25 protein-coding genes are annotated in these 25,718 nt (G+C 68.7%); 16 read left to right on the top strand and 9 right to left on the bottom strand.

Annotation, left to right across the window (positions count from 1 at the left end):
- Positions 1-4 precede the first annotated feature (4 nt).
- The 9 genes from G361_RS0126725 to G361_RS0126685 all read left to right on the top strand — a co-directional run bounded on the left by G361_RS0126725 (position 5) and on the right by G361_RS0126685 (position 10,208).
- Positions 5-772: an ABC transporter ATP-binding protein gene (locus G361_RS0126725; RefSeq protein WP_019930192.1), complete on the top strand. Its 768-nt coding sequence runs from the start codon at positions 5-7 to the stop codon at positions 770-772.
- Positions 769-2,499 (top strand): alpha/beta fold hydrolase, encoded by a 1,731-nt coding sequence (locus G361_RS0126720; RefSeq protein ID WP_019930191.1) that lies wholly within the window; start codon positions 769-771, stop codon positions 2,497-2,499. Before G361_RS0126725 ends, G361_RS0126720 begins: the two co-directional genes overlap by 4 nt.
- A 17-nt stretch (positions 2,500-2,516) precedes the next feature.
- Positions 2,517-3,479, top strand: a complete 963-nt coding sequence (locus G361_RS0126715) for a cyclase family protein (protein WP_063711907.1) — start codon at positions 2,517-2,519, stop codon at positions 3,477-3,479.
- Between the two features lie 95 nt (positions 3,480-3,574).
- The gene (locus G361_RS0126710) at positions 3,575-5,185 is read left to right on the top strand and encodes an FAD-dependent oxidoreductase (RefSeq protein WP_019930189.1); all 1,611 of its coding nucleotides are present in this window, start codon (positions 3,575-3,577) and stop codon (positions 5,183-5,185) included.
- Between the two features lie 198 nt (positions 5,186-5,383).
- On the top strand, positions 5,384-6,256 hold the full coding sequence (locus tag G361_RS0126705) for an oxaloacetate decarboxylase (protein WP_026343551.1): 873 nt from the start codon (positions 5,384-5,386) through the stop codon (positions 6,254-6,256).
- 2 nt (positions 6,257-6,258) lie between these two features.
- Complete coding sequence (locus tag G361_RS0126700) at positions 6,259-7,524, top strand: aconitase family protein (RefSeq protein ID WP_019930187.1); 1,266 nt, start codon at positions 6,259-6,261, stop codon at positions 7,522-7,524.
- On the top strand, positions 7,521-8,063 hold the full coding sequence (locus tag G361_RS0126695; RefSeq protein WP_019930186.1) for a hypothetical protein: 543 nt from the start codon (positions 7,521-7,523) through the stop codon (positions 8,061-8,063). The genes G361_RS0126700 and G361_RS0126695 overlap by 4 nt, the downstream gene beginning before the upstream one ends.
- Before the next feature lie 35 nt (positions 8,064-8,098).
- Complete coding sequence (locus G361_RS0126690; RefSeq protein WP_019930185.1) at positions 8,099-8,533, top strand: organic hydroperoxide resistance protein; 435 nt, start codon at positions 8,099-8,101, stop codon at positions 8,531-8,533.
- A gap of 22 nt (positions 8,534-8,555) precedes the next feature.
- Complete coding sequence (locus G361_RS0126685) at positions 8,556-10,208, top strand: AMP-binding protein (RefSeq protein WP_026343550.1); 1,653 nt, start codon at positions 8,556-8,558, stop codon at positions 10,206-10,208.
- A gap of 303 nt (positions 10,209-10,511) precedes the next feature.
- Here the strand turns inward: G361_RS0126685 and G361_RS47295 are convergent, their stop codons facing one another.
- Positions 10,512-11,132, bottom strand: coding sequence for a hypothetical protein (locus G361_RS47295; RefSeq protein ID WP_019930183.1), 621 nt, complete (start codon positions 11,130-11,132; stop codon positions 10,512-10,514).
- Between the two features lie 461 nt (positions 11,133-11,593).
- Between G361_RS47295 and G361_RS0126670 the strand changes: the two genes are divergently transcribed.
- A complete protein-coding gene (locus G361_RS0126670; RefSeq protein ID WP_019930181.1) occupies positions 11,594-11,965 on the top strand; it encodes a ClpX C4-type zinc finger protein in 372 nt (123 codons plus the stop codon).
- Positions 11,966-12,192: 227 nt separating this feature from the next.
- On the opposite strand, the gene G361_RS0126665 is transcribed toward G361_RS0126670, so the two are convergent.
- Entirely contained in the window at positions 12,193-12,420 is a 228-nt protein-coding gene (locus G361_RS0126665; RefSeq protein ID WP_155981791.1) for a hypothetical protein, read from the bottom strand.
- A gap of 205 nt (positions 12,421-12,625) precedes the next feature.
- Between G361_RS0126665 and G361_RS0126660 the strand changes: the two genes are divergently transcribed.
- Together G361_RS0126660 and G361_RS0126655 are read left to right on the top strand one after the other, a co-directional pair.
- Positions 12,626-12,904 (top strand): hypothetical protein, encoded by a 279-nt coding sequence (locus G361_RS0126660; RefSeq protein WP_196814640.1) that lies wholly within the window; start codon positions 12,626-12,628, stop codon positions 12,902-12,904.
- An 86-nt stretch (positions 12,905-12,990) separates the two neighbouring features.
- Positions 12,991-14,223 carry an IS256 family transposase gene (locus G361_RS0126655; protein ID WP_019930178.1) on the top strand — a complete coding sequence of 411 codons (1,233 nt, stop codon included), beginning with the start codon at positions 12,991-12,993 and terminating at the stop codon, positions 14,221-14,223.
- 345 nt (positions 14,224-14,568) lie between these two features.
- On the opposite strand, the gene G361_RS0126650 is transcribed toward G361_RS0126655, so the two are convergent.
- The 4 genes from G361_RS0126650 to G361_RS0126635 all read right to left on the bottom strand — a co-directional run bounded on the left by G361_RS0126650 (position 14,569) and on the right by G361_RS0126635 (position 18,665).
- Entirely contained in the window at positions 14,569-15,936 is a 1,368-nt protein-coding gene (locus G361_RS0126650; RefSeq protein ID WP_019930177.1) for a cytochrome P450, read from the bottom strand.
- Positions 15,937-16,014: 78 nt separating this feature from the next.
- Entirely contained in the window at positions 16,015-16,209 is a 195-nt protein-coding gene (locus G361_RS0126645; RefSeq protein ID WP_019930176.1) for a ferredoxin, read from the bottom strand.
- 43 nt (positions 16,210-16,252) lie between these two features.
- Positions 16,253-17,395: an amidohydrolase family protein gene (locus G361_RS0126640; RefSeq protein ID WP_026343548.1), complete on the bottom strand. Its 1,143-nt coding sequence runs from the start codon at positions 17,393-17,395 to the stop codon at positions 16,253-16,255.
- A 43-nt stretch (positions 17,396-17,438) separates the two neighbouring features.
- Positions 17,439-18,665, bottom strand: coding sequence for a cytochrome P450 (locus G361_RS0126635; protein WP_019930174.1), 1,227 nt, complete (start codon positions 18,663-18,665; stop codon positions 17,439-17,441).
- Between the two features lie 167 nt (positions 18,666-18,832).
- Between G361_RS0126635 and G361_RS0126630 the strand changes: the two genes are divergently transcribed.
- From G361_RS0126630 to G361_RS0126615, 4 genes are read left to right on the top strand one after another with little or no spacing between them, the layout of a single operon-like run.
- Positions 18,833-19,507 carry a TetR/AcrR family transcriptional regulator gene (locus tag G361_RS0126630; RefSeq protein ID WP_019930173.1) on the top strand — a complete coding sequence of 225 codons (675 nt, stop codon included), beginning with the start codon at positions 18,833-18,835 and terminating at the stop codon, positions 19,505-19,507.
- 37 nt (positions 19,508-19,544) lie between these two features.
- Positions 19,545-20,126, top strand: a complete 582-nt coding sequence (locus G361_RS0126625; protein WP_019930172.1) for a hypothetical protein — start codon at positions 19,545-19,547, stop codon at positions 20,124-20,126.
- Between the two features lie 7 nt (positions 20,127-20,133).
- The gene (locus G361_RS0126620; RefSeq protein ID WP_036495544.1) at positions 20,134-21,000 is read left to right on the top strand and encodes an SDR family NAD(P)-dependent oxidoreductase; all 867 of its coding nucleotides are present in this window, start codon (positions 20,134-20,136) and stop codon (positions 20,998-21,000) included.
- Positions 20,997-22,106 (top strand): NAD-dependent epimerase/dehydratase family protein, encoded by a 1,110-nt coding sequence (locus G361_RS0126615; RefSeq protein ID WP_019930170.1) that lies wholly within the window; start codon positions 20,997-20,999, stop codon positions 22,104-22,106. Before G361_RS0126620 ends, G361_RS0126615 begins: the two co-directional genes overlap by 4 nt.
- A gap of 63 nt (positions 22,107-22,169) precedes the next feature.
- Here the strand turns inward: G361_RS0126615 and G361_RS0126610 are convergent, their stop codons facing one another.
- The 3 genes from G361_RS0126610 to G361_RS0126600 all read right to left on the bottom strand — a co-directional run bounded on the left by G361_RS0126610 (position 22,170) and on the right by G361_RS0126600 (position 25,598).
- Positions 22,170-23,381: a CaiB/BaiF CoA-transferase family protein gene (locus G361_RS0126610; protein ID WP_026343546.1), complete on the bottom strand. Its 1,212-nt coding sequence runs from the start codon at positions 23,379-23,381 to the stop codon at positions 22,170-22,172.
- A gap of 50 nt (positions 23,382-23,431) precedes the next feature.
- Complete coding sequence (locus tag G361_RS0126605; RefSeq protein ID WP_019930168.1) at positions 23,432-24,241, bottom strand: SDR family NAD(P)-dependent oxidoreductase; 810 nt, start codon at positions 24,239-24,241, stop codon at positions 23,432-23,434.
- A 208-nt stretch (positions 24,242-24,449) separates the two neighbouring features.
- The gene (locus G361_RS0126600; RefSeq protein WP_019930167.1) at positions 24,450-25,598 is read right to left on the bottom strand and encodes an oxalate decarboxylase family bicupin; all 1,149 of its coding nucleotides are present in this window, start codon (positions 25,596-25,598) and stop codon (positions 24,450-24,452) included.
- Positions 25,599-25,718: the final 120 nt, after the last annotated feature.

Raw genomic sequence — 25,718 nt, 5'->3', positions numbered from 1 at the left:
CCCGATGTCTCCCATCCTGACCGTCGACGACCTCGACGTCCGCTACGGCACGATCCCGGCCCTGTCCGGGCTGTCGCTGGCGGTCGAGCGAGGTTCGCTGACCGCCCTGCTCGGCGCGAACGGCGCCGGCAAGTCCACCACCCTCAACACCGTCGCCGGCCTGCTCGAGCCCACGCGGGGGACGGTGACGTTCGACGGGCAGGACATCACCGGCCGGTCGGCCCATCGGATCACCCGGCGGGGCCTGGTGCTGGTGCCCGAGGGCCGGCTCGTCGTCGCCCCGTTGACGGTGCTCGAGAATCTCCAGCTCAGCTCGTTCGCCCGGGGCCGGAAACGCTCGGCCGCACTCGACGAGGTGTGGGAGCTGTTCCCGCGCCTGGCCGAGCGCAAGTCCCAGACCGCCGGGCTGATGAGCGGCGGTGAGCAGCAGATGCTCGCGATCGCCCGCGCCTGGATGACCGAGCCCACGATGATCCTGCTCGACGAGCCGTCGATGGGTCTGTCGCCAGCTCTGGTGGACATCGTCTTCGAGGCGATCGCGCAGATCCACGCCGCCGGCGCCACGGTGCTGCTGGTCGAGCAGAACGCGGCCAAGGCGCTCCCGATCTGCGATCACGCCTATCTCATCCACCGCGGCGACATCATCGCCTCCGGCACCCCCGCCGAACTCGACGAGAACCCGGACCTGGTGGCCCGCCACCTCGGGCTCGACCCGGAGATCGCGGTGCCCGAACTCGATCGCGCCCTGCACACCGCCGAGGAGCGCGCATGACCGGCCGGCACTACGTCACCACGGGGTACGGGCAGATCCGGCTGCACCTCGGCGGGACCGGCCGCACGCTCGTCGCCCTGGCCGGACCCACCCGGGCCGCCGCCACACTGCTGGACGATCTGCTGGTCACGCTGCCCGGCCGCCGGGTGATCGTCGTCGAGCCACCCGGCGTGGGCGGTTCGGCGCGGGCCGCCACGACCTCCCTCGGCGACTGCGCCGCTGCCGTCGCGGAGAGCCTCGCCTTCCTCGGCGAGGAGTCCGTGGACCTGGTCGCATTCGAACTGTCCGCGGCCCTGGCGCCGGCGGTCGCACACCGGCTGCGGACGGCGGTGACCGTGCTGATCGGCGTCGAATCCGCGCTCGGCTGGCTCGAGCACGGGCTCACCCCGCCGTCGCCGCAGGCCCGCGACGACGGCACGCACCTCAACGCGTTCTGGTCCTTCCTGCGCGACCGCCGGTTGGTGCGCGCCGACGATCCGACCCTGCCGATCGCCGCCGGCCCGCCGCTGCCCGGGGTCGCCGACCTCAGCGCGACCTTCGTCGCGGCCGTCACCGATCCGGCGGCATTCGTCCGGTATTGGCGGCTCGCGGCCGCCGCACTACCCGCCGCATCGGCGTCGCTACCCGAGGCCACCCGGCTCGCCACCCTCGCCGAACTCCCCGCCGTCCTCGCCCCGCCCATTGCGACGACTCCCGCCGATCCCTCGTCGACCGCTCTCGAACCTGTGCCGACCGGTGCCGAGCTCTCGTCGACCGGTGCCGCACCTCCGTCGACCGGTGCCGCACCTCCGTCGACCACTCCCGCACCTCCGTCGACCGGTGCCGTACCCCCGCCGACCGGTGCCGCACCCCTGGTGCCCCCGCCGACCACTCCCGCACCCGGCACGGAGATCTGGCACCAGTACCTCGACACCGCCTACGGCGTCGCCCATCTGCGCCGCGCGGGTTCGACCGGTCGGCCGGTGCTCGTGCTGGCCACCGGCGGCGGTTCCGCCGCGCAATTCGCTCCCGTCCTGCGCGGCCTGGCCGAGACCCGCACCGCGGTCGCGGTCGACTATTTCGGCAACGGCCTGTCGCAGCCCCGCGACCGCGTCCCCGATATCGCCGCACTCGCCCGCGAGGCGTTCGCGGTCGCCGACGCCCTCGGATGGGACACCTTCGACGTCTGGGGTTCCCACACCGGCGCCTGCGTCGCCCTCGAGATGACCGTCACGGAACCCGACCGGATCGGTAAAGGCGTCTACGAGGCGCCGGTCATGGTGACCCCGGAATTCCGGGACGACCTGCTGGCCAACTATTTCCCGGATTTCGCCCCGGACCCGTTCGGCCTGCACCTGCAGCTGATCTGGAACTGGCGCCGGGACATGTTCTCCTACTGGCCCTGGTACCGCGTCGAGCACGCGGCGACGCGCGCGATCGGCATCCCGGCCGCGGCCGAACTCCAGCTCTACGCCGTGGGCATCCTGGAGAGCGGGACGACCTACGACCTCGCCTACCGCGCCGGCTTCGGTTACGACACCCGCTCCCGGCTGCCGCACCTGCGCCGGCCCGCGATCCTCACCGCGGGACCGCACGACATGCTCGCGAACGCGCTGGACGACGCGGCCACCCTGGTACCGGGCGACCTCCTGACGATCGTCCCCACCCCGGCGACGGTCTGGTGGCCGGATCCCGACCCGGCCGCCGCCTCGGCCACCATGCGCATCTACCGCGATTTCCTCGGATGACGACGGAGGTACGGATCATGACCGAATACCGGCAGAAGTCTCCCGACGAGGTGCACGCGCACGCCGTCCACCTCGGCGTCCGGCCGAACTGGGGACGCTGGGGCGCCGACGACGAACGCGGGACCCTCAACCTCGTCACCACCCGGAACGTGCTGCGGGCGACCGCGGCCGTCCGGACCGGGACGGTGGTCTCGCTCGGCCGGCCGCTGGACCCGGCCGATCCGCCCTACTACCCACAGGGCCTGGACCACGCGGTCCGCCACGAGATGGTGACGGCCTGGGGCTCGAACGCCGGCGGCGACGTCCAGGCCGCCAGCGACCAAGTGCACATCCAGTGCCACGGCCTCGACAACACCCACATGGACGCGCTGTGCCACATCGGCTACGGCGGTATCGGCTACAACGGCCGCCCGTTCGCGTCGATGGTCGACATGTCCGGCGCGTCGATCGGCGACATGCTCGCCGGGGGACCGGTCGTCACCCGCGCCGTGCTGGTGGACGTCCCGCGCCTGCGCGGCGTCGACCACCTCGCGGGCGGTGACCCGGTGACCGAGGACGACCTGCGCGCGGCCGCCCCGGACCTGCACCCCGGCGACGCCCTGATCATCCGCACCGGCCGCGCTCGCGCGGTGGCCGGTTCGGCGAGCGCCGCCGCGGCCGAGGGCCGCACGGCCGAGCAGAAATACGGCCCCATCGCCGGCCTGCACCACAGCGCGATGCGCGTCGTCGCCGAACTGGACTGCGGCCTGCTCGGCACCGACGGCTCGGCGGACAACTTCCCGGCCGTCGACGAGCACCGGCTGCCGATCCACGTGCTCGCCCTAGTCCATCTCGGCGTCCACCTGCTGCACAACCTCGCCCTCGAGGAGCTCGCCGACGCCCTGGCCGAGCGCGGCGGCTCGGACTTCCTGATCGTGGCGGCCCCGCTACGACTGCCCGGCGGCACCGGCAGCCCCCTCGCACCGGTCGCCGTGCTCTGACCCGAAGGAGATCACGCCATGAGTTCCGATTCGACGCTCGCCCGTCCGAGTGTAGGAGCGCAGCTCGGCCGCATCGTGAACCCGGCGACGGCCCGATGAGTGCGACCGAATACGACGTCGTCTGCGTCGGCGGCGGTCTCGGCGGTCTCGCCGCGGCGGTGCGCGCGCACGACCTGGGTGCCCGGGTGCTCGTGCTGGAACGCTCCACGATGATCGGCGGTGTAGCCGCCTACAGCGGCGGGTTCTGCTGGGTCGGCGCCAATCATCTCGACGACGGCACCGACACCCTGGCCGCCACCGAGGACTATCTCGACCAGGTCCAGGGCAGCGGCCGCCCGGTCGACCGCGCGGCCCGCCGCGAATACCTCGAGTCCGCGATCGAGGCCACCCGCTGGTTCACCGCGGCGGGCGTGCCGTTCTCGCTGATCCGGGACGCGGCCGACCTGTACGAGCCGTGCGCCGGGTCCACCTCCCAGGGCCGTCTGCTCGAAGTCGCGGTCCCCGGGTCCGACCTCGGCCCGTGGCGCGACCGCCTGCGGCCCAGCGTCTACTACCGCACCGGAGTCACCCGCGACGAGAGCTATCACGTCCTCGCCGGCGACCTGGACGCCCGCCTCGCCCTCGCCGCTGAGCGCGAGCGCGACGACCTGCTGACCCACGGCCTCGGCCTGGCGGCCGGTTTCGCCCGCGAGGCCCTCGTCCGCCGCGGTGTGGAATGCCGCCTCGAACACCGCGTGGTCGCCCTGCGCCACGAGAACGACCGGGTGACCGGGGTGATCGCCGAGGGCCCCGACGGCCCGGTCGAGATCACCGCGACCCGGGGCGTACTGCTCGCCGTCGGCGGCTACGGCAACGCATCCGATGCCGCCGAACTCGAGGACGTCCCCGAACTGATCGAGGCGTCCCCGCCGGTCGTCAGCGGCGACGGGCTCACGCTGGGCCAGAGCGTCGGCGCGACCGTGGTCCGCGGCGCGGATCCGTTCGTGGTACTCGGCGCGCGCTTCGAGGGACGGACCCACCCCGGCAGCGACGAGCCGTTGTTCAGCCAGCTGCTCGAGAATCTCGGCTTCCCGCACTCGATCGTCGTGAACCGCGACGGCCACCGGTTCGGCGACGAGAGCTACTACGGCGCGCTGATCCGCGGCCTGCGCACCTTCGACTCGCGGCACAAGCGGTGGGCGAACTTCCCGTGCTGGCTCGTCTTCGACGAATCGTTCCGCCGCCACTACCCGCTGGGCCCCTATCCGCCGGGCGCCGACTATCCGGCCGACGTCCTCCGATTCGACTCGCTCGCCGACCTCGCGGCCGGAACCGGCATCGACGCGGCGGGCCTGACCGCCACCGTCGCGCGGTTCGACGACTTCGCCGCCGCGGGCGAGGACACCGAATTCGGCCGGGGCTCACTACCTTTCGCCCGCAAGGCGTACGGCGATCCCCGCTACCCGAACCCCAATCTCGGTGCGATCGCCACCGCGCCGTACTACGCGGTACCCCTGCACGTGCTCGGCGTCGGCCTGTGCTCGCTCGGCCTGGCGATCGACCCCTCGGCGCGGGTGCTGCGGCGCGACGGCAGCCCGATCGCCGGGCTGTACGCCACCGGCAACGCCGCGGCCACCCGCGAGCTCAAGGGCTACGTCACCGGCCTGGCGAACGCCCGCAACTACACCTATGCCTACCGGGCGGTGAACGACATGTTCGTCGGCTAGCCACCGCACCGGTCCGCAGCGCGCGGAGGACTGCCCGGTCCCCCTCGGGGGCAGTCCCCCGCGTCGCTGAATGCTGCCCCGACCAGGGCGCGAAGCGCCGGACCCCGGACGGACGGGACATTGACCCGACCACATCCGGGGCCTACCGTAAGTATCGAATAGCGGAAAGCGTTCCGCATTATGAAACAGGTGGTTCGTATGACACACCCCTCCCTGACCGAGCTGATCGCCCGGGACGGCGTCATCCACGCCCCCGGCGTCTGGGACGGTCTCTCGGCCCGCATCGCGGCGCAGGCGGGTTTCACCGCGGTCTGCGCCTCCGGCTTCGCGATCGCCGCGGCGCTGGGCATGCCCGACGCCGAGGTGTTCACGGCGACGGAGGGCATCGACGCCGTCCGCAAGATCCGCGAGGCCTGTGAGCTGCCGATCATCGCCGATATCGACACCGGCTACGGCAACGCGATCAACGCCAATCGCACCGCGGCCGGGATGCGCCGCGCCGGCGTGTCCGCGGTCTTCATGGAGGATCAGGTCTCGCCCAAGCGCTGCCCGATCTGCGTCGGCGACCCCGTCGAGGTGACCCCGCTGGCCGAGGCCACCGGCAAGGTCCGCGCGGCCAAGGACGGTCTGGGCGAGGACGTCCTGCTCATCGCCCGCACGGACGCGGTCGGCGAGGCGGCGCTCGAGCGCGCCCGGGCCTACGTCGACGCCGGCGCCGACCTGATCATGCCGGTCTCCAAGACCTTCCGGACCCTCGCGGAATGGCAGCGGTGTCACGAGCTCACCGGCGTACCCCTGGTCGCCTCGCTGACCGCGTGGACCTGGGTCGAACGCGAATTCACCGACGAGGCGATGACCGCGGCGGGCATCAAGATCGCCCTGGTCGCCACGCACGGCGTCCTCGCGGCGGCGACCGCGATCCGCGATTCGTTCACCCGCCTCGCCGCCGGCGAGCCGCTGCCCGCCGTCTCGGGCCGCTACATGGAACACGAGGATTTCGTGGACCTGATCGGCTTCCCCGAGATGGAGGAACGTCAGCGCACCTACCTACCCGCCGCCGTGGAGGTCTGACCGTGGGATCGACCGTCACCGAGAAGATCCTGGCCCGCGCGGGCGGCCTGGACCGCGTGGTACCCGGGCAGAACGCGCCGTTCCGGCCGGACCACATGATCGCCTACGACTACCCCGGCTACACCGACGTCATGTTCCGCCAGATGAAGGAGGACTTCGGCATCGGGCGGGTCAAGGATCCCGAGCGGTACGTCCTGTTCATCGACCACATGACCACGCGCAACAACGAGCGCGAACTCGAGATGCACAACGTCACCCGCGAGTGGGGCCGGCTCAACGGGGTCGAGGTGCACGAGGGGGTCGGGATCGGCCACCAGGTCGCCGCCGAACTCGGTTATGCCGCCCCCGGCTCGTTCCTGGTCCACTTCGACGGGCACATCAGCGGACTCGGCGCGCTCGGCGCCCTCGGCTGGGGAGTCCGCAAGGATCTGCTCGAGGCCTGGGTGACCGGCGCGGTCTACCTCGACGTACCCGCGAGCACCCGCTTCCACCTGGCGGGCGGCTTCGCGGCGGGCGTCGACAACCGCGACCTCATCCACCACATCATCGCCACCCACGGCGCGGACGCCTGCGCACACCAGGTGATGGAGTACACCGGTCCCGGCGCCGAGTCGATGCCGATCGGCCGCCGCCAAGGCCTGTGCGCGATGGCCATGTTCACCGGCGCCGTCTCGGCGATCTTCAACCCGGACGAACTGTCGCTGGAATATTCGCGGCGGGTGGCCCGCGGCGATTTCGACCCGGTCCGCAGCGATCCCGACGCCGTCTACTCGGCGACCCACCACATCGACCTGGACGCGTTGTCGCCGCAGGTCGTGCTCCCGGGCTCGGCCAAGTCGAGCAACACCCGGCCCGTCGAGGACCTGGCCGGCACCGAACTCCAGCACGCCTACATCGGATCCTGCGCCAGCGGGCGGATCGAGGAGATCCGGGCCGCGGCGGAGATCCTGCGCGGCCGGAAGGTGGCGTCCGGCGTGCAGTTCAACGTCGTCCCCACCTCGAAGCAGATCTACGACCAGGCCCGATCCGAGGGTCTGCTCGACATCCTCACCGCGGCCGGCGCGCGGGTCGCCGAGGCGTCCTGCGATTTCTGCGTCGGATACGCCTCCCCGCTGCAACCCGGCGACAAGTGCATCTCCACCGGAGTCCTCAACATCTCGGGGCGGATGGGCAGCACCGACGCCGAGATCTACATGGGCTCGGCCTACACCGTGGCGGCGTCCGCGCTCGCCGGGAAGATCGTCGACCCCCGGGAGGTGCTGGCATGACCGTCGAGCAGATCTTCGACGGCCGGGTGGCCTGGAAGTTCGGCGACGACTTCGACATCGACCTGGTCATCGGCGTCACGAACATCAAGTACTACGACCCGGACAAGCTCCGCTCGGTGCTGATGCGGGCGTACGACCCGTCGTTCGTCGACGAGGTGCGCCCCGGCGACATCCTGGTCGGCGGCCGCAACTTCGGCTACGGCCACCCGCACTACCCGGCCATGATCGCGATGCGCAACGCCGGCATCGTCGCGGTCGTCGCGGAGTCGTACGCCCCCGGATTCTGGCGCGGCGAGCTCTACCAGGGCATGCCGCTGGTGACCGTCCCCGGAATCGCGGCCGCCGTCCAGCGCTGGGACGACATCGAGGTCGACTGGCGCACCGCCACCGTCCGCATCGCCCGGACCGGTCAGGAACTGGTCGGCACGGCCCCGAGCAAGCACGCGATCGACGTCATCGAGGCCGGCGGCGGACTCAACCTGCTGCGCGCCCAGTACGGCCCGTCCGGCGCGGTCACGGCCCCCGCCGCCGCGCACTGACCACCGCCACCTCGCCACGAAAGGGGTTATCCCACATGACCACCGAGCTCGACCGGATCGCCTACACCGCCCGCGTCACCGCGACGGGCGGCCGCGCCGGCCACGCCCGCAGCGACGACGGCCTCCTCGACGTCGACCTGCGCCCGCCGGTCGCGCTCGGCGGCCCCGGTGGCGCGACGAACCCGGAACAGCTGTTCGCCGCCGGCTACGCCGCCTGCTTCCAGGGCGCCCTGGGCGTGGCCGGCCGCCGCAACAAGATCGACACCGCACAGTCCGTCGTCACCGCCGAGGTCAGCATGGGCCCGGTCGGGGACGCCTTCGGCCTGGCCGTCGTCCTCGACGTCGAGATCCCGGGCGTCGACGAGGCGACCTGCCGGAAACTCGCCGAAGAGGCCCATACGGTGTGCCCGTACTCGAACGCCACGCGCGGCAACATCCCGGTCGAGATCCGCGCCCGCGTTGCGGGATGAGCGGAAGGAACCGGAACATCCGATGAGCGAGTCCCCCCGCTACGCGGACCGCCCCTGGCTGCCGCTGTACCGCGACGGCCAGCCCCACGACATCGAGCCCGAATTCCCCAACCTCCTGGACATGTTCGCCGACGCGGTCCGCCGCGCCCCCCACCAGGACGCGATCCGCTACTTCGACGGCGTGATCAGCGTGGCCGGCCTGGACGCCGCCGCGGACGCCCTGGCCACGGCACTCCAGGACCTCGGCTTCGCCCCCGGCGACCGCCTGGCCCTCTTCGCCCAGAACGACCCGGCGTTCGTGATCGGCATGCTCGCGACCTGGAAGGCGGGCGGCATCGCCGTCTCCGTCAACCCGATGTACAAGGAACGCGAACTGGGTCACCTCCTCCGCGATTCCGGCGCCCGAGCCCTGATCTGCCTGGACGAGGTACACGAGGTAGCGCGAACCGCCCTGACCGAAGCCCCCCAGGTGGACACGGTCATCACCTTCTCGGCCCGAGACTTCCAAACCCGCAACGACGACCGAATCCTGTCCCCTCGCACCCCCACCGACGGCACCCACGACCTGCTGGCACTACTCGAGCAATACACCGCCCGCCACCCGGCCCCCGTCCCACCCGCGCACCCCCACGACCCCGCCTTCCTGGTCTACACCTCCGGCACCACCGGCGACCCGAAGGGCGCCCGCCTCACCCACGCCAACTTCGTCTTCAACGCCCGCAGCTACCGCGAATGGATGCAACTCACCCCCGAAGACGCCATCCTCGCCATCGCCCCCCTGTTCCACATCACCGGCCTGGTGGGCCACGCGATCCTGTCACTACTGATCCCCGCACCCCTGGTACTCGGCCACCGCTTCCACCCCGAGGTCATGGTCGACGCGATCCGCGAACACCGCCCGGTATTCACCGTCGGCGCCATCACCGCCTTCGCCGCGCTGGCCGCGGTACCGACTGTAACCCCGGACGACTTCCGCTCCCTGACGAAGATCTACTCCGGCGGCGCCCCGATAGCCCCGGCCGTCGCCGACAAACTGGAAGTCGTCCTCGGCGGCTACCTCCACAACGCCTACGGCCTGACCGAAACCTCCTCGATCACCCACGTGGTCCCCCCGGACCGCCGCGCCCCGGTCGACCCCGACTCCGGCGCACTGTCGATCGGCGTCCCGATCGCCGCCGTCCACGCCCGAATAGTCGACGAGGAGAACACCGAACTCCCCCCGGGCGAGGTAGGCGAACTCCTGATCACCGGCCCCCAGGTGGCCGCCGGCTACTGGCAGGGCCCGAACACCCCCGCCACCCCCTTCCCGCACGGCGAACTACGCACCGGCGACGTAGGTTTCATGGACCCCGACGGCTGGTTCTACCTCGTGGACCGCAAGAAGGACATGATAATCGCCGCCGGCTACAAGGTATGGCCACGCGAGGTCGAGGACGTCCTCTACACCCACGAGGCAGTCCGCGAGGCCGCCGTCATCGGCGTCCCGGACGAATACCGCGGCGAAACGGTCCACGCCGTCGTCTCCCTGCACCCCGGCGCATCCGCGACCGAACCCGAACTGATCGCCTACTGCAAGGCCCGCATGGCCGCCTACAAATACCCCCGCGCGATCCGCTTCGTCGCCGAACTCCCCAAAACCGCCAGCGGCAAGATCCTCCGCCGCGAACTGCGCTGAGCCTGAGGGGGAACCGGGCGGCCGCAGCTACCCACCGCGGTAGCGGCCCGATCGACCCGAAACGCCGATGACCACGGCACAGCTGCCGACGACGGAAGTGTCCGATTCTGCGGCGCCGGCAAGACCACGCTGTTCGATTCGGTCGAGGGTCGAGCCCATCACCCGATAATTCGCGGCGCGCCGAACCGGCGAGTACGTACATCCCGAATGCCGTACCCGCAATCGGCGAGACAACCGGATGGGTCGCTGAAACCTGGTGCACCCGAACATATTCGCGGGCTGCCGACAAATTCTCGTTGTGATTCAGGGGGTGGGGTCGTGGCAGGCGCAGCCGGGTTCGGGACGCCAGTCGTGTGGCGCCGGTTCCACCGATTGCAGCAGGGTCCAGTCGAAGTCGGCCCAGTAGTAGCGTTCACGTCCGGTCTCGGGATCGACGACCGTGAAGGCGTCGAGGTCCCCGACCGCCCCGAACCCGGTCACGTAGATCAGCGGCCCGAACCGGCCGGCTTCCAGTTCGCCTTGGGTGCAAGACCACGGTGTCAGGTCGGCGAGGGTATTCAGCTGCGGCGCCGACGATCCCGGGCGGCGGACGAACTGCCGGGACACGACCCGCCGGTAATTGCTGGTGAGCTCCGCGAATTCGACCTGAAGATCGGGCCAGAACGACAGGTCCCACCGGGTATACCGCAGCGTGCCGTCCTCGTCCAGCTCGTCGGAAGCCGGCGATCCCCACACCGCTGCGCACTCGTCGACGGTGATGTAGGGCTGCATCGTCCGCCGCCGCTGTTCAGCGGCGACAGTGTCCGACCGGTCGGCGCCCACCGATTCGAGAAGCGCCTGCGCCTGGGCAGGGGCTCGGTCGCACATCGGGGACAGCATGGCAAGTTGGTAGTCGCGCAGCGAGATCACCGGATCGTCGTTCACTCCGGAAGTCTACCGATAACGTGAAAATCGTTGTGCTGCAATAGAAACAGCACGATCGCGAGGATCCGGTGAGCACCGGCGAGATCGTGGCGAGAGAACAGAGCGGAAGACCCGTCGAGGCAGGCGAATACGAGGCGCGCACGCCACACCCGACGCAGGTCAGCCGGGAAACAGGCAACTTGACTCCGCTCCGCGGCATCTGCCAGGATGTCGGCGGCGAGTTCCGCGCCTCCCTCCCTCGGCTGTCCCAGCAGGCCGGTATCCGGAGGTAAAGGGGATCATGTCCTCGGCACTGTTGTCCGTACCCATTCCGAGGGTATCGCTGGGGTGCCGATCGGAGTGCGCGAGACCGGATGACGACGAAGAAGCACCTCAAGCGTCGGGTCAGATCGACTGCTGCTCGGACCGGTGAGCCCTATGCGACCGTCCTGCGGAGAATCCGCCAGCAACAGGAGAATCGCATGCCCCCCACCACCGATATCGCGTCGTGCTCGTTCTGCACCAAGCCCTCCAGCGCGGTGCAGCGCCTGGTCGCCGGCCCCGGCGTCTACATCTGCAACGAGTGCGTGGCCCTGTCCGCGACGATCATCGCCGATGTGAACGCCGGAACCCCAGCGGGAGAGTCGGCGGCCGGCCGATCCCATCGCGACTACCCCGCCGACGAGATCTTGAAGCTATTGCCCGCCGTGGCCGCCAACGCGGCCCGGGTCGAGGCCGATCTCGCCGGCTGGATCAACCGCCTCAGAACCCACGGCGTCGACTGGCCCGTGATCGCCGACACGCTCGGCACGGACATCGCCACCGCCCGTCGCCGCTTCGACAGCGACACGTAAACCGGCACAAGCGAATCGCCGGCCTGCCGGATGTTCGAGCGCCCCGCTCGAACGTCCGCCATCCGGCAGGCGCGAGCATCCGGACAGGCGAGCCGGATTCCGTTGCCGGACAACCGATCATCGGGATTCCGGCGTGTCGGCACTACCGGACCTCCGACGGTGTCGACCGCCTCCGGTAATCCCTGGTGATACTGCCCAGTCGCGTCGTGCCGAGCCCTGCGCACTATTTACCGCACCGGCGTCGATGAGCGATCCGCAGTCGTCCCTACCATGTTCGAGACACTGAACCGATAGGGCGGCACTGCGTCCGGGCCGACATGGCCGAAGGTGGTGATAGATGTGCCGGCCGGTGTGCCCGGGACCTGTGCGTCGGCGTGGGTGGCGAGGAAGACGGCGGCTGCGGTGCCGATGGTCAGGAGTGCGAAGGCGGCGACGATGGTGACGAATGTACGCATGGTTCGGTCTTTCTCGATCGGTTCGACACGGAACCCGAAGCCTCCGAGATGATTCGAAGTGATTCCATCGTCGCCCCGCCGAGGACCGGTCACTACCCACCCCGGGTGGCGGACCTGCCCACCCTGGGATGCCGCGTCGGCACCTGTGGATGACCGGCAAAAGAATCAGGAGGATGAGTTGGGCATTGCGATAAGCGTGCAGAACATGAATCACAACCAGGTGGAGTCGTTCTCCGGCGCGGCCGCCGAAACGCTGTCGGCTATCGTCTTGGATTCACCCACGGGACCGATGATGCGCGGGATTCACAAATACGCCGACACTATGTTCAATTCATACCAGTTGAAATTCTTTCTGGAGGAGCTGGATTCCGCGACTCCACGGAGCGACTCGGAGCGGGAACTGTTCTCCGTCCTGCGGCGAGCATCGGAATCGGCGATGGTTGCGTCCAATAGCGTGGTGTACGGCGGCCTGACTGGTTGCTGAGTCCGTGACAATCCCGGACAGCAAGGTGGTCACCGCGTGATCCTTCAAGAGACCGACCAAAGTCACTGAAGGAAGAAGACCACGCGATGACCTCTGTCCAGCCTATCGACCCGAGCAAGACGCTGTCCGACCAACTCGCCCTCGCGAGCCCCGACCTGCTGCGGAACATGATGTCCACGTTCATCCACGCGCTCATGAACGCCGATGCCGACGCCGCCTGCGGCGCCGGCTACGGCGAACGCAGCGACGAACGGGTCAACCACCGCAACGGCTACCGCCACCGCGACTTCGACACCCGGGTCGGCACCATCGACGTCGCGATCCCGAAACTCCGGTCCGGCAGCTACTTTCCGGACTGGCTGCTCGAGCGTCGCAAACGCGCCGAACGGGCTCTCACCAGCGTGGTCGCGACCTGCTATCTGCTCGGAGTCTCGACGCGTCGAATGGAGAAACTGGTCGAATCCCTCGGCGTCACCGCACTGTCCAAGTCCCAGGTCTCGCTGATGGCCCGCGACCTCGACGCCCAGGTCGAGGCGTTCCGCACCCGGCCTCTGGACCAGGGCCCCTACACGTTCGTCGCCGCCGACGCACTGGTGTTGAAAGTGCGGGAGAACGGGCGCGTGGTCAACGTCCACTGTTTGGTCGCCACCGGCGTCAACGCAGATGGCTATCGCGAAATCCTCGGCCTGCAAGTGACTTCCGGTGAAGACGGTGCCGGCTGGCTGGCGTTCTTCCGCGACCTGGTCGCCCGCGGCCTGAGCGGAGTGCAGCTGGTGACCTCCGACGCCCACGCCGGGCTGGTCGCCGCGATCGGGGCGACGTTGCCCGGAGCGTCGTGGCAGCGTTGCCGCACCCATTACACGGTCAACCTGATGAGTGTCTGCCCGAAGAGCTCGTGGCCTTGGGTCCGCACACTGTTGCATTCGGTGTTCGATCAAGCCGATACCGAATCGGTTGCCGCTCAATATGATCGGATGCTCGACGCGTTGACCGAGAAGCTGCCCCGAGTCGCTGCCCATCTCGACAACGCTCGCGCGGACCTGCTGGCGTTCACCGCGTTTCCCAAGCAGATCTGGCGTCAGATCTGGTCGAACAATCCTCAGGAACGGTTGAACAAGGAGATCCGCCGCCGCACCGACGTGGTCGGGATCTTCCCCGACCGCACCGCGAGCGTCCGCCTGGTCGGTGCTGTCCTGGCCGAGCAACACGACGAATGGATCGAAGGACGCCGCTACCTCGGCCTCGACGTCCTGGCCCGTTCCCGCGGCATCACCGACCCCGACGAACAGGAGGACACCACCACAGCCTTGACCGCCTGACCGGCTACCGGATCAAGCGGTGACCACCACTGCTACACCACACATTTGGACTTGACCTCGGCGATCCGGCAGCAGGGTTACCTGTGGTTCAGCGGTGACTGATGAGCCGATGAGGTGGAAGCACCGTGGCACGCTTCGGCTGTTTCTCTGAAGGTGCCCAGACGGCGAGTTCCCGGTGTCGTGCTCCGGTTTACCAGCCACGTAGTCGGATCGGCCGTCGAGACACTGCCGAATGGCACTCGGCAATGCGAGAGCAACTCGGGTGGCCGGTGCTGCGCCGCTGGGTCCGAAGCGGTCTTCCGCACCCACCGAGCCGACGACCGACAGCCGCGACAGTGCAAGCCCTCACCCCGTGATGCGCGCCGCCTCTTTGTATTCGGTGACCGGTCGCGCGAGACCCTGTTCGTCGCAGACGCGTTGGAGGTTGGTGAGGGTTTCCTCGAGGCCGGGTCCGCGGCGGGCGGCCGGCGTGAAGGTGGCGGGCAGGTGCCGCATGCCCTGGATGACGCCGATGGTGTCGTAGTGCACCGTGCCGGCCGGGTCGCAGTGGTAGTCGGGTAGCCGATCGAGGACGGTGGTGAGCATGGCCTTGAACACGGTGCGCGCCACGTTGGAGCCGATGCAGCGGTGGGTGCCGATGCCGAAACTGAAGTGCCGGTTGCCTTTCCGGTCGAGAACGATCTCGTGAGGATCGCTGAAGACCCGCGGGTCACGATTGGCCATCGCCCAGGACAGCCACACCCGGTCGCCTTCCTCGAAGTCCGTGTCCTGGATGCGGCAGTCCGCGGCGATGGTGCGGCCGTCGCCGGGGGCCGGGGTGTAGTAGCGGAGGAATTCCTCGGTGGCCGGTTCCAGGAGCCAGTCGCGTTCGCGACTCAAATGTGCTCGCTGGTCGGGGTTTTCGCCGAGCCACTTCAGGGAGTGCGCGGTGAGTGCGGTGGTGGTGTCGAAGCCGCCGCCGATGACCAGAGCGACACCGGCCATCACCTCGGCGGCCGGCGCGGGGTCGCCGTCGATGCGAAGTTCGAGCAGGGCGTTCACGATTCCGGGCCGGGGGTTCACCCGGATCTCCTCGACGGCCGCGGCCAGATCCGTCCCCATCTGTTTGTGCAGGGCCGCGACGCGTTCGATGTCGGGGGAGTGTTCGGGGGTGTAGACGGCGGCGTGTGCGGCTTCGCTGTAGAGCTGCCAGTTGGCGAGTGGGATACCGAGCATGGCGAGGGTGAGGACGGCGGGGACGACGTTGGCGAGGTCGTCGACGAAGTCGATGCGGCCGGTTTCGATGTGTTCGTCGAGGGCGGCGCGGGTGATCTCGTCGATGAACGGTGTCCAGCGGGCGACGGCGGCAGGGGAGAGGTAGGGGTTGAACACCGCGCGGTAGCGGCGGTGTTCGGGGTCGTCCATTTCCAGGATGCTGCCGCGCACGCTGCGGGCGCGCTTGGGCAGCGGGATGCCGATGCCCTGGTATCCGCGGCGTTCATTGTGGATGTCGTGGTCGTTGGAGATGTGCGGGGAGCGGGCGAGTTCGAAGACCGCGTCGGCGCCGGCGGCGACCCAGTGCCCGTCGTAGGTGTCGCTCCACGCGATCGGGCACCGCGCGTGCATGGTGCCGGTGATCTCCTCGAACTGTTCCCGGTATTCGGCGGTGTGCCGGTCGAACCGGAAACGGGGACCTTTGCGATCGGGAGCGGCACGGGGATGGTCGGTGGTCACAGGCGGGATCCTTCGATGGCAGGGGAGCGGACGCCGGCGATCGCGCGACATCGCCGAGGTCGGTGACGTTCGCGGGGTTCAGTCGGTGAGACGGAGGGCGCGTTCCGGGCACGAGCGGACCGCTTCGCGCACATCGTCCTGCTGCCCGGGTGCGATATCGTCGGCGGGAACTGTTGCGTGGCCGTCGATTTCGCGGAGTTCGAACACCTCCGGAGCGATCATCGCGCACAGGGTGTGACCCTGACAGCGCTCGGCGTCCATCTCGATCCTCATGTGCGTATATCCCTTCGGTACCTGGGAGATTCCGGCGAGCCGGTCACCAGACCTCGGTCTGCCCATCGACGGCCGGTACGGATTCGGGGAGGTGGTAGACCTCGATCCCGTTGCGGTACATCACCGCTTCGCGAGCGTGCGCGGGCAGGTGTTTGATCAACCAGCGCGGGTCGTCGAAGGTCCAGTGCGGGTAATCCGAGGAGAACATCAGGATCTTCTCGCATTCCATCCATTCCAGGGCCCGGATCAATTCGGTCTTGTCGTCCGGATAGTCCAGCGGCTGGGTGGTGAATTTGATGTGTTCCTTGACGTATTCCGACGGCTTCCGCTTGATGTCCAGCCACGACTTGCGCTTCTCGTAGATGGCGTCCATCCGCCACATCAGCGGCAGGATCCAGGTGAAAGCGTGCTCCACCAGGATGATCCGCAGCTCCGGGAACCGGTCGAACACCCCGTCGAAGATCAGGCTCATCACCTGGTTGTTCGCCAGCAGCGAGTAGCTGACCATGAAATCGTGGTTGTAGGAAGGGATTCCGACCGGCGGCAGGGGCAGGGTCTCGGCGACGCCGCGGGAGACGTGGCAGGCGACGGCCAGATCGTGTTTCACCGCCGCGGCCCACACCGGGTCGTATCGAGGGTCGCCCCAGGCGGGCCGGGGTTCGGCGCGGATGAGGATCTGCGCCATATACGGGTGCCCGGCCCATTTCTCGATCTCGCGCACGGCCCCGTGCGGATCGTCCACGGCGGCGGAGATCGAGCCGCGCCAGCGCTGATGCCAATTGCTGTCGGAGGCAAGCCAATCCGCGGCCAGCCAGCCGTTGTACGCGCCGCACAGGGCTTGGGTCCATTCCGGCAGCCGGGCGCCCTTGAATCCCGGTTCCAGGACCGCGATGTCGGAGCCGGCCTCCAGGATCAGTTGCCGGAAGGCCAGATCGGGGTCGCTGCCGGGGAATCCGCCGTCGTCGGTGAAGGTGTCGGCCCGCATGGCGAAGGCGTGGGCGAAATCCGGTGCGTCGTAGAAGATCGTGGATCCGACCTTGTGGGACTTGATCCTGCTGCGGTACGGCTCTGGAAGGAAATCCAGGATCCGGCCGGGCCGGGGGACCGGGTGCACGTCGGAATCGACCACCCGGATCGGAACCGTGTCGGTGCCCGGCACCCGGGGCCGGGTCACTGCCTGCGTCATCGTTACCTCCCGTGGAGCGAGATCGGTTCGTGCCGTGGGGATTTCAGGGCACGATGGTGGGTAGTGAGGTCCAGCCGCGGACGGTGGAGGTCGACGACATCTGCGCGTTGCCGAGGTCGACATCCCATTCCGGGTACCGGGTGAGGATTTCGTCCAGGGTGACCCGGGCTTCGAGGCGGGCCAGCGCGTTGCCGAGGCAGTAGTGGATGCCGGCGCCGAACGCGATGTGCGGGCGTGCGGCCCGGTGGATGTCGAAAACGTCTCCGTCGGCGGGGAATCGGCGCGAGTCGCGGTTGGCGGCGCCGGTGAGCATCATCATCACCGACCCCTCCGGCACGATCCGGTCGTACAGTTCCACCTCGCGGGTCACATACCGTGCGACATGCGGTGCCGGTGGCTCGAACCGCAGGATCTCCTCCACGGTCTGCGGCAGCAGGCCGCGGTCGGCCACGACCTCACGGCGCTGGTCCGGATGCTCGGCGAGTACCTTGCCGGCCCAGCCCAGGAAGCGGGTGGTGGTATCGCTTCCCGCGGTGGCGATCACGGTCACGTACAGCAGCAACTCCTCGCGGGTGAGCCGCCGGCGGGTGCCGGTCTCGTCCTCGAACTCGGCCTGCATCAGGTCGGTCATGAGGTCGTCGGAGGGATGCTCGGCGCGGTAGTCGATGTAGTCGGCGAAGACCTCCCCGGTGGCCAGTGCGCCATTGGCGTTGTCGGTCATGGGTTTTCCGGGTTCGGTCGCCACCGTGGAGTCGGCGTGCACGACCGCGGCCTGTTCGTCCTCGGGGATGCCGAGCAGCATCCCGATGACCCGCATGGGGATCTGCGCGCCGAGATCGGTGATGAAATCGAAGCGCCCGGTGCCGGCCAGTCCGTCGAGGGTGCGGGCGCAGTAGGCGCGGACCTTCGGTTCCAGTTCCTGGATGCGGCGGGGGGTGAACACCCGCGTCAGCAGGCCACGGTGCAGATCGTGGATCGGCGGATCCTCGAAGGGCAGGATGCCGGAGGGCATCGGCATGTTCGCCTTGATGATCTCGAGGATCGCGCCGCGTCCGGAACTGAAGGTCTCGTGATCGGTGATCCCGCGGTGCACGTCCTGGAACCGGCTGACCGCGTAGAAATCGTGGCGATCGTTGTAGTACAGCGGCGCTTCCGCGCGCAGCCGGGCGAACATCGGGTACGGATCGGCGTTCAGCGCCACATCGTAAGGGTCGTAATAGATGTCGTCGCCGGTGAGTGTGGCGTCGGATCGATCGGTGGGCAGGGTCATATCGGCACACTCCATCCACCGCCGCCGAGTGTCGCTGTCACGGTGGTTACCTCGTCGTCGAGTCGGTGATCACTCGGCCGCCCGGAAACTTCGGCCGAGTGACCACGATCACCCACCATTTAAAACAAACACCTGACTTATATCAAGGGTGCGGCTAGATTGATCGCATGGCCACCAATGCCCGCGCGGTCGGATCGCCCCGCGCCGAGAGCACCCGTCGTGCGCTGCTGTCCGCCGCCGAACGGCTGTTCGCCGAACACGGAATCGCGCCGGTCACCCACCGGCAGATCACCGACACGGCCGGTCAGGGCAACAATGCGGCGGTCGTCTACCACTTCGGCACCAAGGCCGGGCTGGTGGCCGCGATCGAGGAGGACCACGCCGGGGCGATCGAGCAGTTGCGGCAGCGCCGGGTCGAGCAGACCGGTGATTCCGTCGAGCTACGGGACTGGATCACCTGCCTGGTCGCGCCGCTGACCGATCACCTGGCGACATCGGGGACACCGACCTGGTACGCCCGCTTCGCCGCACAATGCGCGACCGAGCCGGCCTATCACCGGATCGTGATCGACAACGCGCTGCGCTCGCCCTCGCTGCGGCACGTGATCGACCGGATCGAGGCGAGCCTGCCGGACCTGCCCCGCGAGGTCCGGGCCGGCCGAAACGTGATGATGCGCGCCGTATTACTGCACACCTGCGCCAATTTCGAGCGCGCCTTCGCCGCGGGCAAGGCACCCGGCCGGGACTGGCCGACGGTCGGGACTGAGCTGATCGACGCGATGGTGGGTCTGTGGCAGGCAACGGCCTCGGCCCGGCCCTACCTCGCGGTGCCGGATCACTGAGGAGTCGAGACATGGGGACACCTGCCGGAGCGGCATCATGACCGGCGCGACGAAGTTGTCGGTGGTGGCGCGCGCCGACGCGAAACCGCAGCGGGCCAAGCTTTCTCGCCGCTCCGCCGCCGCCGGGCGCAGCCCGGCCGGACGCTGCCGCATGCACGTCGTGACCGGCACGGTCGATGCCGCGGTGCGCGAGATCGGCGGCTGGATGGCCGATCTCGCCTTCGCCGGATGGGAGGTCGACGTCTTCGTGCTGGCCGGTGACGACTTCCGGCGGTTGGAAATCCTCGGCGCGCACGGCAACCCACTGCCACCGGGCGCGCTGCCCACCGGACCACAGCAGCGCGCCGATGCGGTGGCCGTCGCCGCCGACGTGTTGCGCGACGACGATCGGATCCGCCGCTGGGTGCTGGACCTCGCCGCCCGCGGACCCGCCGAGGTAGTGGTGTGGGGATCGACCTCACCGTACGACGGCGCCGGACCGGTCGAGCACGTACTGAGTTCGGCCGCACGAGCATTCAAGGCCCACGCGTTGTCGGCGGAGCGGACGGCCCGGCCACCGGTGCCGCCGACGGAAATCCTGTGGCGCGGTACCGCGCACCGTGGCACCTCGGCGAAATGAGAACAGCGTGAAGTCATCCGAGCCGGTGGCGGTCGTCACCGGTGGCGCCAGTGGAATCGGGCGGGCGATCGCGTTGCGGCTGCTGGCCGCGGGCATGCGCGTCGTGGTCGGTGATGTCAACGCCGCCAACGGCGCGCGCCTGCTGTCCGAGGCCGGCGACCCGGGCACCCTGCGGTTCGTCGTCACCGATGTCGCGCAGGAGGCCGATGTCGCGGCCCTGATCGACACGGCCGTCCGCGATTTCGGCGGACTCGACGTGCTGGTCAACAACGCGGGTGTCGGCGGCGCGTTCGGTCCGTTGACCGATATCGATGCCGCCGATTGGGACCGCACCTTCGCGGTGATCGGCCGGGGTGTCTTCCTCGGCACCAAATACGGTGCGCGCGTGATGATCTCCGCGGGCACAGGCGGTTCCATCGTCAACATGTCCTCGGCCGCCGGACTGGTCGGTGGCGCCGGGCCGCTGGCCTATTCGGCCGCCAAGGCCGCGGTGGTGAACTTCACCGCCAACGCCGCGGTGGAACTCGCGCCGCACCGGATCCGCGTCAACGCCGTCTGTCCCGGCCTGATCGACACCCCGATGGTGATGGGACGCAACCGCGCCGCGATCGTCGACGGGCTGCCCGCCGTACAACCGTGGCCAGATCTCGGGACCCCGGAACATATTGCGGGACTTGTGCATTTCCTCGCCGGGCCGGACAGCGAGTTCGTCACCGGCGAGGCGATCCGGGCCGACGGCGGCATGCTCGCCTGGGGCCCGCGCATGGAGTCGGCGCACGACCGGACCGGCGCGACACGGCGTTTCGCCGGATTCGCCGACGGATCCACCGGCCGGCCGACGGTGAAACGCGCACTGGACGGACCTTCGTCGTGACCGGCACCCGCGTACTCGTGATCGGCGGGACCGGCCCCACCGGCCCGCACATCGTCGGCGGCCTGCGCGAACGTGGTCACGAGGTGACCGTGTTCCACCGCGGTGTGCACGAAAGCCCGGAGCTGGCCGGGATCGAGCACATCCACGGCGATCCGCATTTCCGGGAGTCGATCGACGAGGCGCTGGCCGGACGCGATTTCGATCTGGTCCTGGCGATGTACGGGCGCGTCCGGCATCTGGCGCCGGCCCTGGCGGGGCGTTGCGACCGGTTCGTCGCCGTCGGCGGAATTCCGGTGTACGACGGCTACTTTCCGCACGCCGGTGCGGTACTCCCGATTCCGGTCACCGAGGACCACCCGGTGGTGCGCGAGGACGGCGGCGATCCGGCCCGGCGCTTCTCCCGCAAACTCGCCGAGGGGGAGCGAACCGTCTTCGATCACCATCCGGCGGCGACGATCTTGCGGTTCCCGATGATCTACGGCCCGAACAACGCTCGCCCCGCCGAATGGTCGATCGTGCGCCGGGTCCGCGACGGCCGGCGGCGAATGATCCTGCCCGACGGCGGATTCCAGATCCACACCCGCTGCGCCGCGCGCAACGCCGCCGGATTTGTCCTGGCCGCGATCGACCACCCCGACGCCGCCGCCGGGCAGGTCTACAACTGCGGCGACCACACGGCATGGTCGCTGCGCCAGTGGGCCGATGCCGTCCTGGCGTTGCTGGGTGCGGAACTGGAACTGGTCGCGATACCCGGTGACATCGCCGTCGAGGCCGCCACCACCCTGCTGCCGCTGGCGAACACCACCGCGACCCACTGCCTGCTCGACACCGGCAAGGCCCGCCGCGACCTGCACTACCGGCAGGTGGTCGAACCGCTCGCGGCGCTGGCCGAGACGATCGACCGGTATCGGTCGCGCGACCTGGACTCCGCCGAATTCCCCTCGCTCACCGACCGTTTCGACTACGACACCGAGGACGCGGTGATCGACGGCTACCGCCGGGCCGCGAGCGACCTGCGCACCGGGATCGTCCAGCATCCGGCGCCGCCGGTGCACAGCATGCCGCACCCGGTGGCACCCGGCTCGGTCGATCACCGCGGCCGCTGACCGGTCCGGCCCGCGCGGCGGCAGCCTGCGCGGCGGCGCCGAATGCCGCCGCGCAGCACCGGATCACGCGATGGCGCCGGATTCCTTCAACTCGGCGATGCGGTCCCAATCCATGCCGAGCTCCGTCAGCACCAGCTCGGTGTGCTCGGAAGCCAGTGGCGCGCGGGTGGTTTCGAGTGGTTCGTGATTGAACTGCACGGGCCCGCGCACGACCTTGAACGGTGCGCCGTCGGCGGTCTCGACCTCGGCGATCATGTCGTTGGCCAGCGCCTGCTCGTCGCTGCCCAGGTCGATCAGGCTGGCGAACGGGGCCCATTGCCCGCGCATGGTTTTCAGCCGCTTCCGCCAGTAGTCGAAGGATTTCGCGCCGATGGCGGCCCGGATGAGCGCGGCCGCCGCGTCGGCGTTGGCCAGCAGCGGCCGCGGCTCGGCGAAGCGCGGATCGTCGGCGGCCTCGGGCAGGCCCAGATGCTCGAACGCGTCACGGATGTAGCCGGTCGGGCTCACGATGCACAGATTGATCGTGCCGCCGTCGGATGTCGCGTAGTTGCCGACGAACGGATTCACCGACCTGCCGGTGGTATTCGGCATCGGCGACCGCGCGGTGATGCCCGTCTCCAGCGCCTGGGTCATCCCGGCCCCGGCGGCCCACCAGGCGGTGCTGAGCAGCGAGACATCGAGTTCGATCCCCTCGCCGGTCCGTTCGCGATGGAACAATGCCGCCGAGATACCACCCGCGATGTTCATCCCGCCGATCGAATCTCCGAACGCCGGAATGCCCTGGGACAGTGCGCCACCGAGCTCCGCGGGCGTCAATGCATGGCCGACGCCGCTGCGGGTCCAGAAGGCGGTGCCGTCGTAGCCGCCCGAATCGCGTTCGGGTCCTTTGTCGCCGTAGGCGCTGCCGCGGGCGTAGATGATGTCGGGTTTGATCGCGCGGATGTGTTCGAGGTCGAATCTGTTGCGTTGTCGTTGCGCGGGCAGATAATTGGTGAGGAACACATCGGCAGTGGCGACCAGTTCGTGCAGGACCGCCTGCCCCTCGGCCGACGAAAGGTCGATTCCCACACTGCGTTTGCCGCGATTGGGATGCTCGATCAGCGGATGCCGATCCGGATCGAGCTGGATCCCACCCATGTTGACGAACCCACGCTGGGTATCACCACGGACGGGGTGTTCGATCTTGATGACGTCCGCGCCCCAATCGGCGAGGATCGCCCCGGCCGCGGGGACGAAGGTGAACTGGGCCACCTCCACCACCCGCACACCCGCCATGACCTTGGTACTCACTGTGATCACCTCTCGTAGTGCGCGAGTCGCGTTCGTCAGCGCTCGGAACTCAGCAGGTAGCGCTCCTCGCCGGGCACCCGATGCCAGCCCGCGGCCGCCGCGCTGCCACCGTCGACATGAATCGTCTGACCGGTGATGTAGGACGACATCGGCGACGCGAGAAATACAGCGGCACCGGCCATCTCGTCGACATGACCGACCCGCCCCAGCGGTATCGCCGCCCCCGCGCGCTCCTCGAAATCGCCGTCGGCCAGCGCCCGCAGCCCCTCCGTGGAGATCACATCGGGCGCAAGGCCGTTGACCCGGATGTCATAGGGCGCCAACTCCAGGGCCGCGGTCTTGGTCAGGTTGACGACCCCGGCCTTGGCCGCCGCGTACGCGGCATAGCCGGGCGCGGCGCGGGTGCCCTCGATGGTGCTGATATTGACGATGCTGCCCCCGCGGCCCGCCTCGACCATGACCCGCGCCACCCGCTGGGTGCACAACAGGACATGGGTGAGATTGGACCGGATCAGCGTGTCCCACCCCTTCACCGAGGTCTCCAGCAACGAGGACCAGAACACGCCACCGGCATTGTTCACCAGGATCGCCGGCGCCCCGAACCTGGCGACGGTCGCCGCCAGCGCCGCGTCGACCTGCGTCTCGTCGCGCACATCACCGACACAGGCCAGCCCGCCGGCCAGTTCCGCGGTCGCATGCGCGGCCTCGGCGTCCTTCTCCCACACCGCGACTCGCGCGCCGTATTCGGCGAAGGCGAGGGCGATCGCCCGCCCGATTCCCCACCCGCCACCGGTGACCACCGCGGTGAGCCCGTCGAGCGATGCCGTATCGCGGTTCAAGACCATCGTGTCTCCTGCAGTCGGTTGATCCGCCGACCGATGGCACGGGCCACGGTCACGGCGCGGTGATCGTTCCGCCAGTCAAACACCAGCCTTGAACTAAGTCAAACATATGACTTAAATGCTTGCACCGCGCGGGCGGCATCGCAGCCCATCCGCACCCCCTCGACCGGCTATCCGACGCGCGGCGCCGATCGCCGCATCCCGGCGACGGTCACGCGACGACGGGCCGTTTGTCCTTCGGCAGCGCCTCGATCATCGACCGTGGGAGGTTGAGGGTATCGGCACTGACCTGCGCGGGCGTGTTGGCCATCCACTGCGCCGCCGAAACGTCCTGGAACGACGGATCGCGGAACATCTCCAGGAATTTCAGAGTCTCGGTGCTGAGATTCTCGATGTAGTGACCGAAGGCGAACGGCACGTACCCCACATCGCCGGCCCGGAAGTCGAAGGTCCGGTTCAGCCCGGAGCTGGCGAACACACCCATACGGCCGAAACCGCTGATGTAGTACTGCCATTCGTCGTTCGTGGGATGCCAGTGCAGTTCACGGATACCACCGGGCTCGATCTCGACCAGCGCGGCAGAGATGGTGGTGGCCGCGAAGTTGGAGCAATCGGCGATCCGAACCCGGCCCCCGGCAAATTCCATGGGTTTCTGCGTGAGAAGTTTGTGTTTGAACGTACGCGGCACATCGCCGGTAGGACTGAACACCCGGTCCCCGCCGAGCGCACCCGGAACCTGCCCCTGAAAAATGTACTTCTCCCGCTCCGGCAGGTCGTTCAGCTGTTCGGGCCGCCACCCGAAGTTCTTGGCCAGCACATTCTTCGGAGTATGCGCGAAGAAGTCACTGATCATGAATGTGGAGTTCTCGGAGAACTCACCATCGTCGAAGACGAGAAGAAATTCCACCCCCTCGGACAACGCCTGGATATGGTGCGGGATCCCCTTGGGAAAGAACCACAGATCACCCTGCTCCACATCTTCGAGGAAGTTGCGACCCTCGTGATCGACAGCACCGATCCGGCAACTGCCCTCCAGCACATAACCCCACTCGGACTGCTTGTGCCAGTGCATCTCCCGATAGGCACCGGGGTTCAGTTTCATATCCACCCCGGCCAGAGTGGTAGCGATCGGCAACTCCCGCTGCGTGACCTCCCGAGTCCAGCCGCCCTCCTCGATCCGGGTGTGCGCCATCGAGAACGAGAACTTCATATTGGGCAACGTCCCGCGGTCGGTTGCCGGCGGCGCGAGGAGGTCGGGATTCTGCCGGTCGAGCTCGATATTGCGCGGACCGGTATCGATACCACCCTTACCGTCACGTTGAGGCTGCGGAATCCCGTTGTGAACGCGGTCGGTGATCATACGATTTTCAACCCTTCGCCGTCGTGGCCACAGCAATGTGAATGATGAGCACAACGCATGCGGTGAAAACCCGCGGGCGGAAACAGCAAGGTGAGCGCGCCGAGCCTATCGCGGTCCCGG

Origin of the sequence: Nocardia sp. BMG111209, assembly GCF_000381925.1 — a bacterium.
Classification (GTDB): domain Bacteria; phylum Actinomycetota; class Actinomycetes; order Mycobacteriales; family Mycobacteriaceae; genus Nocardia.
The sequence above is the reverse complement of the archived record's forward strand: the minus strand, read 5'-3'. Positions and strand labels throughout refer to the sequence as shown.

Excerpts from the sequence above, each read along its gene's own strand:
- G361_RS0126725 (WP_019930192.1), top strand. The coding sequence starts at position 5 with ATGTCTCCCATCCTGACCGTCGACGACCTCGACGTCCGCTACGGCACG.
- G361_RS0126720 (WP_019930191.1), top strand. The coding sequence starts at position 769 with ATGACCGGCCGGCACTACGTCACCACGGGGTACGGGCAGATCCGGCTG.
- G361_RS0126715 (WP_063711907.1), top strand. The coding sequence starts at position 2,517 with ATGACCGAATACCGGCAGAAGTCTCCCGACGAGGTGCACGCGCACGCC.
- G361_RS0126710 (WP_019930189.1), top strand. The coding sequence starts at position 3,575 with ATGAGTGCGACCGAATACGACGTCGTCTGCGTCGGCGGCGGTCTCGGC.
- G361_RS0126705 (WP_026343551.1), top strand. The coding sequence starts at position 5,384 with ATGACACACCCCTCCCTGACCGAGCTGATCGCCCGGGACGGCGTCATC.
- G361_RS0126695 (WP_019930186.1), top strand. The coding sequence starts at position 7,521 with ATGACCGTCGAGCAGATCTTCGACGGCCGGGTGGCCTGGAAGTTCGGC.
- G361_RS0126690 (WP_019930185.1), top strand. The coding sequence starts at position 8,099 with ATGACCACCGAGCTCGACCGGATCGCCTACACCGCCCGCGTCACCGCG.
- G361_RS0126685 (WP_026343550.1), top strand. The coding sequence starts at position 8,556 with ATGAGCGAGTCCCCCCGCTACGCGGACCGCCCCTGGCTGCCGCTGTAC.
- G361_RS0126670 (WP_019930181.1), top strand. The coding sequence starts at position 11,594 with ATGCCCCCCACCACCGATATCGCGTCGTGCTCGTTCTGCACCAAGCCC.
- G361_RS0126665 (WP_155981791.1), bottom strand. The coding sequence starts at position 12,420 with ATGCGTACATTCGTCACCATCGTCGCCGCCTTCGCACTCCTGACCATC.
- G361_RS0126660 (WP_196814640.1), top strand. The coding sequence starts at position 12,626 with ATGAATCACAACCAGGTGGAGTCGTTCTCCGGCGCGGCCGCCGAAACG.
- G361_RS0126655 (WP_019930178.1), top strand. The coding sequence starts at position 12,991 with ATGACCTCTGTCCAGCCTATCGACCCGAGCAAGACGCTGTCCGACCAA.
- G361_RS0126645 (WP_019930176.1), bottom strand. The coding sequence starts at position 16,209 with ATGAGGATCGAGATGGACGCCGAGCGCTGTCAGGGTCACACCCTGTGC.
- G361_RS0126640 (WP_026343548.1), bottom strand. The coding sequence starts at position 17,395 with ATGACGCAGGCAGTGACCCGGCCCCGGGTGCCGGGCACCGACACGGTT.
- G361_RS0126635 (WP_019930174.1), bottom strand. The coding sequence starts at position 18,665 with ATGACCCTGCCCACCGATCGATCCGACGCCACACTCACCGGCGACGAC.
- G361_RS0126630 (WP_019930173.1), top strand. The coding sequence starts at position 18,833 with ATGGCCACCAATGCCCGCGCGGTCGGATCGCCCCGCGCCGAGAGCACC.
- G361_RS0126625 (WP_019930172.1), top strand. The coding sequence starts at position 19,545 with ATGACCGGCGCGACGAAGTTGTCGGTGGTGGCGCGCGCCGACGCGAAA.
- G361_RS0126610 (WP_026343546.1), bottom strand. The coding sequence starts at position 23,381 with ATGGCGGGTGTGCGGGTGGTGGAGGTGGCCCAGTTCACCTTCGTCCCC.
- G361_RS0126605 (WP_019930168.1), bottom strand. The coding sequence starts at position 24,241 with ATGGTCTTGAACCGCGATACGGCATCGCTCGACGGGCTCACCGCGGTG.
- G361_RS0126600 (WP_019930167.1), bottom strand. The coding sequence starts at position 25,598 with ATGATCACCGACCGCGTTCACAACGGGATTCCGCAGCCTCAACGTGAC.